The 7010-nt window shown below is 47.8% G+C and carries 8 protein-coding genes; 6 read left to right on the top strand and 2 right to left on the bottom strand.

All coding sequences use genetic code 11. The features are described from left to right. Positions 1-21: 21 nt before the first annotated feature. From LBF86_01720 to LBF86_01705, 4 genes are all read left to right on the top strand, one after another. The gene (locus tag LBF86_01720) at positions 22-174 is read left to right on the top strand and encodes a hypothetical protein (protein ID MDR0664229.1); all 153 of its coding nucleotides are present in this window, start codon (positions 22-24) and stop codon (positions 172-174) included. 467 nt (positions 175-641) lie between these two features. Beyond that, positions 642-1586, top strand: a complete 945-nt coding sequence (locus LBF86_01715; GenBank protein ID MDR0664228.1) for a tetratricopeptide repeat protein — start codon at positions 642-644, stop codon at positions 1584-1586. 141 nt (positions 1587-1727) lie between these two features. Beyond that, entirely contained in the window at positions 1728-2312 is a 585-nt protein-coding gene (locus tag LBF86_01710) for a DUF2628 domain-containing protein (protein ID MDR0664227.1), read from the top strand. A 76-nt stretch (positions 2313-2388) separates the two neighbouring features. Further along, entirely contained in the window at positions 2389-2784 is a 396-nt protein-coding gene (locus LBF86_01705) for an RDD family protein (GenBank protein ID MDR0664226.1), read from the top strand. A 2-nt stretch (positions 2785-2786) separates the two neighbouring features. On the opposite strand, the gene LBF86_01700 is transcribed toward LBF86_01705, so the two are convergent. Both LBF86_01700 and pncB read right to left on the bottom strand, forming a co-directional pair. Then, positions 2787-3113 (bottom strand): YraN family protein, encoded by a 327-nt coding sequence (locus tag LBF86_01700; GenBank protein MDR0664225.1) that lies wholly within the window; start codon positions 3111-3113, stop codon positions 2787-2789. After that, complete coding sequence (gene pncB, locus LBF86_01695; protein MDR0664224.1) at positions 3100-4323, bottom strand: nicotinate phosphoribosyltransferase; 1224 nt, start codon at positions 4321-4323, stop codon at positions 3100-3102. Before pncB ends, LBF86_01700 begins: the two co-directional genes overlap by 14 nt. Positions 4324-4700: 377 nt before the next feature. Between pncB and LBF86_01690 the strand changes: the two genes are divergently transcribed. Continuing rightward, the gene (locus tag LBF86_01690) at positions 4701-5138 is read left to right on the top strand and encodes an Ig-like domain-containing protein (GenBank protein MDR0664223.1); all 438 of its coding nucleotides are present in this window, start codon (positions 4701-4703) and stop codon (positions 5136-5138) included. Further along, positions 5111-7003: a hypothetical protein gene (locus tag LBF86_01685; GenBank protein MDR0664222.1), complete on the top strand. Its 1893-nt coding sequence runs from the start codon at positions 5111-5113 to the stop codon at positions 7001-7003. The genes LBF86_01690 and LBF86_01685 overlap by 28 nt, the downstream gene beginning before the upstream one ends. Positions 7004-7010 lie beyond the last annotated feature (7 nt).

Here is a 7010-nt window from a genome sequence, read left to right as displayed (position 1 = left end):
ACAAGTTTAAGCGCTAAAACCATTGTCGCTATATCTGTCGGCGGCTTTCACTCCCTCGCGCTATCAAAGAGCGGCAGAGTTTATGCGGCGGGAAATAACGAAGCCGGTCAGCTTGGTTTAGGCGACAACGACAATCGCGTAGCCTTTACCGAAGTTAGCGTTTTTAGCGATTAACATGTTGCGCGTATTGTTATTTCCAACGTAGCGCCCGCTCCGAAAGGCACGGCGATAAGGCGCTTAGGAATGCGGGAACCCATAACAACGATCTTTAAAAGATGGGTATCCGCCTTCCTACGCGATTACGGGCGGAACCGCCCTATCGCTCCGCGCGGGGATGGGGGCGAAAATAGCGGGGGGCGGGGCAAAGGACGATCGGTAAAGCGAAAAGGGAGCGCAAAGGGCGGTTCATAAAGCGGATATTGGTTAAGCGTCGCGGTTTTTTGATATTCTTATGCTGATATGGTCTATAATTTGCCAATTTTACGCGCAAAAGGAGATCAAACGATGATCGCTGGGCGACGGCTTTGTAAAGCTAAAAGTTCTATTCCCCTGTTAGTTCGCGTTTGCGATAGGATAAAGCGTTTTTCGTTTGCCGATCAAACGCCGCAAAGGGTTTTTGCGCCTATAACGAGAGCGCCGCAATGAAAGCTCTCTTTATAAATAAACTCTTAAAAATAGCGGCGATCGCGCTAATAGCGCTTTGCCTAAACGTCTCTATACCTTTTTTATTCAAAACGAGCGCTGCGGAGGAGGCGTCTAATCGAGGCGTGAGCGCATATAACCGCGGCGATTTTGAAGGGGCGCTCGAACTTTACAGCCAAGCGATTAAGATCGATCCAAACTTAGCGGGCGCTTACAACAATCGCGGAGTCGCTTACTATAATTTAGGCGACATAAGCAGAGCGATCGCCGATTACAACCAAGCGATCAAGATCGATCCAAACGATGCGGACGTTTACAACAATCGCGGACTCGCTTACGAAAATTTAGGCGACCATAACAAAGCGATCGCGGATTTCAATCAAGCGATTAAGATCGATCCAAACTTAGCGCTTGTTTACAATAATCGCGGACTCGCTTACTATAATTTAGGCGACTATAGCAAGGCGATCGCCGATTACACGCAAACGATCAAGATCGCTCCAAACTTAGCGAACGCTTACAATAATCGCGGATTCGTTTACTATAAGTTAGGCGATACAAGCAAAGCGATTGCGGATTACAATCAAGCGATCAAGATCGATCCAAACTTAGCGCTTGCTTACAATAATCGCGGACTTGCTTACAAAAATTTAGGCGATACAAGTAAAGAGATCGCGGATTACAACCAAGCGATTAAGATCAATTCAGGCTATGCGTTCGCTTACTACAATCGCGGACTTGCTTACGCTAATTTAGGCGACTATAGCAAGGCGATCGCCGATTACACGCAAGCGATTAAGATTGATCCAAACTTAGTGAACGCTTACAATAATCGCGGAAATGCTTACGGTAAATTAGGCGATCTAAAAAACGCCGCAAAAGACGCTCGCAAAGCGTGCGAACTCGGCGATTGCAAGTTGTTTGCAATATATGGGAGAAAATAAACTCTTGCGCGATTAACGCGATCAAAAGAGAACCGCCAACGCGCGGAGCGCGCGCTGCCGCCGCCGCAAGGCGATCCGATCGGCTGAAAACGCGTAAGGATTGACGCGTTATAATTGCGGTAAAATGGCAAGGAGGTCAAGATGGCTACTTCGCAATGGAGCGATTACGACGAAAAGATGTTGGCGGCATTTGTAAAAAAGCCGTCAAAAATGCCTTTTTACCGCGATCTATACGAACGCGCCGCGAGCTTGGGCGCTCCAAGACTATGCTGGAAATGGTCGTGGTGGGCGTTTTTCGGCGGCGCTTTATTTCCGCTTTATCGTAAAACCTATCTGGCGGCTTTGGTCGTTTGGGGGACAAACCTCGTTTTATTCATGCTTGCGCGTCTCGTTGCTCCGAGTCGGGTGCTTTATGAGATAGAGCGCGGCTTGGTAAATCCGAATAACTTATCTGAAGTAGCGGGGTATTTTGTTGGTTGGGGATGCGTAACGTTGATTGTCGCAATTATTGTCGGCGGTTTTACGTCGTATTTTATTATCAAACGATACTGCGAACTTAAAGCGGCGATCGAAAACAAATACGCGACCGAAGAGGATCGCGTCGCCACGATGGCGCTCCACGGCGGAACTCATCAATGGGTAATAAAATTGGTAATAGCGCTGATTATTATCTTTAACCTACTCTTGATTTTAAGCGTATTAGCCGCATACGCGAACGTTCGTTAAAACGCAAAGATAACGATCGCGTTAGCGCCTTAAAGCGCTAACGCGGAGTTTTATCGTTTTTTCTCTATGATCGCCTATGAGTTCTTTGAAACCCGCCGGATTTTGGGCGCGCTTTACCGCGTCGTTGGTCGATATTTTTATGATTCTCGTTCCGCTCGTTTTCGCAATCAATCTTGCGATCGGATACGAAAAACGTCCGCTGATCGCGTGGTCGGCTCAAACGGCGCTCCTAGCGTTAATCGTAATTTCGTTCTGGGTGCGCAAAGGATACACGCCCGGCAAAAAATATATGCGTCTGATCGTTTTAGATTCCAAGACGGATAAGACGATGTATATTTGGCAAGCCTGCTGGCGCTTTGTCTGCGAATGCGTCAGCTTTATCAGCATCGTCGGCGTTTTGCTTCCCGCGTTTCGCAAGGATAAGAAAACATTGCACGATCTGCTTTCGCGCACCCGCGTCGTTCGTTTATAACTTTATATAGTTACGTTTTCAATCAACTCGAATTCGTTTTTGCGCGCCAACAGAGCGTCGATCAAAAAAGGGGAGTTGCAGCGGCGTTTTTGAAGCCAGCTTTCGGCGGTTTTGATAACTTTCGCTAATTTCGCGGGCGTAACGGCGTGGATCGGATCGAAATTTTCGCCGCTTTTTACCTCGATAAAATGCGTAACGCCCTCTTTTGCGGCGACAATATCGATCTCGCCGAATTTTTCATAAAAGTTACGATCGATAATCTCAAAACCCCGTTTGACAAGCCATTCGCAGGCTTGTTTCTCAATCGCAAAACCTTTAGACCTGCTCAACGCCGCCCCGATCGCTTTGACGCGAGCTTGGCGACAAGCCTCGATCTATCACGCTCTTTAGATATTCGACATAGCCTTGATCTTCGCACATCAGTTTTGTGGGAGAATCGGAGAGTTTGGCTACGGGTCTGCCGTTGGCGCTTACCATTTTGAAAACGATATTAAGCGGCTTAACGCCCATATCGTTGGTAAGGTTTGTGCCGATTCCAAACGCCACGTTCGCCTTGTCGTAAAACTCGCGATTGATCGCAAAGGCGCGCGGAAAATCTAAAGCGTCGCTGAAAACTAAGGTTTTCGAGCGCGGATCAATCCTATATTTTTCGTAATGTTCGAGCGTCTTGCGCCCCCACTCGATCGGATCGCCGCTATCCTGCCTAACGCCGCTGAAAAGCAGGCTGAAATACTTGTCGAAATCGTGCTGAAAAAAGTAGTCCGATCCTAGATTATCGCTAAGCGCGATTCCCAGATCGCCGCGATACTCGTCCGCCCATGTCTGCAGCATAAAACGCTGGCTGTTGGCGATCGTTACCACGTCTAGCGCCTGCCCCAAACAGAGATACTCGTGCGCTAACGTCCCCATCGGGATAAGGTTGTATTTTTTGGCGAAGTAGAGGTTGGAAGTTCCCGTGAAAACGGCGCCGTCAAAGTTTTTGGCTAACGCGGCAATAACTTCGTCCATCCACGCCAAACTATATCGCCGCCGCGTCCCAAAATCGCTGAATTTGAAAGGTATGTCCCGTTGTTTGATCGCGTCGATTTTGGCGTCTAATCGCGCGCGCCCAACGGCGAGATCGCCGAGCGCCGCGCGCTTAAAATAGACCTCGCTTACGATCGCCAACACAAAAATTTCATACATCGACGCAAGCCAGATCGGTCCTTCGGCGACGATAGAGAGCTTGCCCTCTCGAAGATCGGCGCGGATATACTCGCTGTTTAGCCGAAACAGGCGCAAAAACTCCAGATAGCCCCTCGCCTCTTTCATATAGTAGAGATCGCCGATATAGTCGATCTCCTCTTTTTCAAACTTAAGGTTGTCGAGCGCTTTAATCTCCGCGTCGATCTCGGCGAACATCGCTTCGGTGAAAACAACGCTCTCGTCGCGGCAACGAAACTCGTAACGCGCCGTAGCGTTAGAGAAGCGGTGAAAATAGACCCGCTGCATAGTGATCTTGTATAAATCCTGATCAAGCAAACTCTTGATAATCCCCATCGATCCAAACCTTTCTTAGGCGCTAACCGCCTTGAGCGTAATCGCGGATTATATCTCAAAGAACGCTTTTGCCATCTTTATTGGTTTCTTGACAAATTATGTTGATTTTTTACCTTAAATACGCAAACCATAAGCGTAGATTAAGGTTAGCGCGCGTAGGATTGTCTCAAAACATTAAACGCGCGCGAGCGGCGCTATTTCGTTTTCGGTTTGGTTCGCCGAAAACAGCGTAGTTTGGAGCGCAAAAGGATACGACATTATGAGAGCCTCTCGCCGTTTCGCTTGCTTGGCGATCGCTTTAACCTTGTTAGGTTGCGGAGACGATTCCAACATCGACTCGACCCCCCGACGCTTCCGCCCAAAACGGCTTTAGGGTAATGGAAGCAGGCGGCGATACGCTTCTTGAATCGATCTCCCTTCCAAGCTCAATCGTCCTTTGGAAAAGCCAAGATTATATCTTTGAACCCCTCTTTACTCCCCAAGACGCCACAAACCTCTCTCTTATATGGGATTGCAACGATACCTCCGTAATATCGATAGACCAAGACGGAAATGTAACCGCGAAAGCCATAGGCGCCGCTAAAGTTACGGCGACCTCCGTCGCCGATAACTCCGTTCAAGCCTCCGCTACCGTTATCGTAGATCGCGAGATAACTCAAATTGTCGTTGGCGGTTATCACAGCGTTATCTTAGATTCCAAAGGCGATCTATGGACTACGGGAGCCAACGACAAAGGACAGCTGGGAATAGGAGATAACAACGATAGCCATAGCTTTGTTAAAGTTAAATCTATTGGAGCTATGGAAAAGCGGTAAGCGTAGCGGCTGGATTATCGCACACTATAGTCGCGGACGACAAAGGCGCTATCTGGGCTACGGGAAACAACGACTACGGGCAGCTAGGAAGCGGCGATCAAAATCCGCGCAATATATTCGAGCGCATGACGGAACAGGGCGGCATAACAAGCGTAGCGGCTGGATCAAACCACTCCGTAGCTTTAGACAATAACGGCAAAGTATGGACGGCTGGCAGAAATAATCGCGGACAGTTAGGTATAAGCGCGATATTACCGTATTCCACGCTGTTTTCCGACGCTCCGGCGGGCGAGGCGCCCATAAAAAGCATAGCGGCGGGTTACGATAGCGTTTTGGTCGTCAATAGTCTAGGCGAAGTATGGGCGCTAGGCGATAATACCTACGGACAGCTTGGGCTTGGAGACGCCGTAGATCGTTTCTATTTCGACAAGGCGCCATACGCTGAAAATATCAAAAGCGCGGCTATCGGCTATAAGAGCGGCTATATACTCAACGCGGACGGCAATCTGTTCGCTTCGGGTTACAACGGAGTAGGCGAGCTTGGCATAGGCTTTTTCCCCTCTCAAAACGAAGATCGGTATTCGCAATTTCTACTAGCGATCAAAGACCTACATTGGGGCGGCGGCGTAAATATTCCCGTAGAAGAGCTAGTTCCTTTAGCGCATATTAAAGCGATCTTTGCCTCGTATGATTACGCTTTAGCGTTGGATACCTCCGGCGATCTATGGGTTGCGCCGGGAATGGGCGGAACGCTACTAAGCGTCGATATTGAAGCGCTGAACAACTATGTAACCGCTTGCGGATATATATGGAAAGCGGTAATCGGCTATGTTCCGTCGTTTTGCGACAACAAAGGCGCTTTTTCAAAGGTTCAGAATATATCAAATATCAAAAGTGTAGCCGCGGGAGACTATACTATTCTGGCGTTAAAGGAGGACGGCTCGCTATGGGCTGCGGGACAGAATCAATACGGACAGCTTGGACTAGGAGATAACGATTTTCGCTACAGCTTTGAAATGGTTGGGTTACCGCGGTTGTCAAACTGCCAAGACGGGTATTACTACGACGAGGAGAGCGAAGAGTGCAAGGCGTTATCGACGGTTATATATTTTGTGAACGGAGTGTGGAATACCGAAGATGGCGCGCAAGAAGGGAAGAAGGCATTAGAAAGCGTTTATGGTCAATATTTGGCGGATCGATATAGCTTAGAAAAGTTTGAGTTCAAACTATCGTACAATTATCATCAAAGCGAATGGGAGGACTTGAAAGAGGTCTTTTGGCAAAAGATGAAAGAAGCGCAATACGACGACGATTTTATTTACAATCAGTTTGTCTCCTTGTTGCGAGGAGCGGTTAATCCGATAGATAAGATTTTATTAATCATTAGAGATTGCATAAATGTTTTTGCGATTGACGCGGACACGGAAGCGTTTGAGCAAAATAATCTCAATGAGATGATTAGCGACTACCTAAACGATATAGCCGAAGATAAGCGGTTAATACTGATTGCTCACAGTCAGGGCAATCTATACGCCAATCAATCTGTTCGCATACTTAGAGAACAAACGCCAAATTGGGCGCAATATATCAAGATGATTGGCGTTGCGTCGCCGTCCGCCGTTACAAACGATCCATATATAACCGCTTGCGACGATTACATTATCGGTAAATTGCGCGATCATTCGCATTCTAACGTGCTTGATTGCAATATCGACAACAAGCCAAACGGCGTAGATTTTAGAGATTGGGCTAATCACGAGCTTATTCGCTCTTATCTTGATAAACGCTTATTAAGTAAAGGTCTGATTGATTACGAGTTTTACGACGTTCTTGATCGGTGGGAACATTCGCCAAATCAACGATAAAGGAAAA

The sequence above is a fragment of the Helicobacteraceae bacterium genome (assembly GCA_031258155.1).
Classification (GTDB): Bacteria; Campylobacterota; Campylobacteria; order Campylobacterales; family SZUA-545; genus JAIRNH01.
The sequence above is the reverse complement of the archived record's forward strand: the minus strand, read 5'-3'. Positions and strand labels throughout refer to the sequence as shown.

Excerpts from the sequence above, each read along its gene's own strand:
- LBF86_01705 (MDR0664226.1), top strand. The coding sequence starts at position 2,389 with ATGAGTTCTTTGAAACCCGCCGGATTTTGGGCGCGCTTTACCGCGTCG.
- LBF86_01710 (MDR0664227.1), top strand. The coding sequence starts at position 1,728 with ATGGCTACTTCGCAATGGAGCGATTACGACGAAAAGATGTTGGCGGCA.
- pncB (MDR0664224.1), bottom strand. The coding sequence starts at position 4,323 with ATGGGGATTATCAAGAGTTTGCTTGATCAGGATTTATACAAGATCACT.
- LBF86_01715 (MDR0664228.1), top strand. The coding sequence starts at position 642 with ATGAAAGCTCTCTTTATAAATAAACTCTTAAAAATAGCGGCGATCGCG.
- LBF86_01690 (MDR0664223.1), top strand. The coding sequence starts at position 4,701 with ATGGAAGCAGGCGGCGATACGCTTCTTGAATCGATCTCCCTTCCAAGC.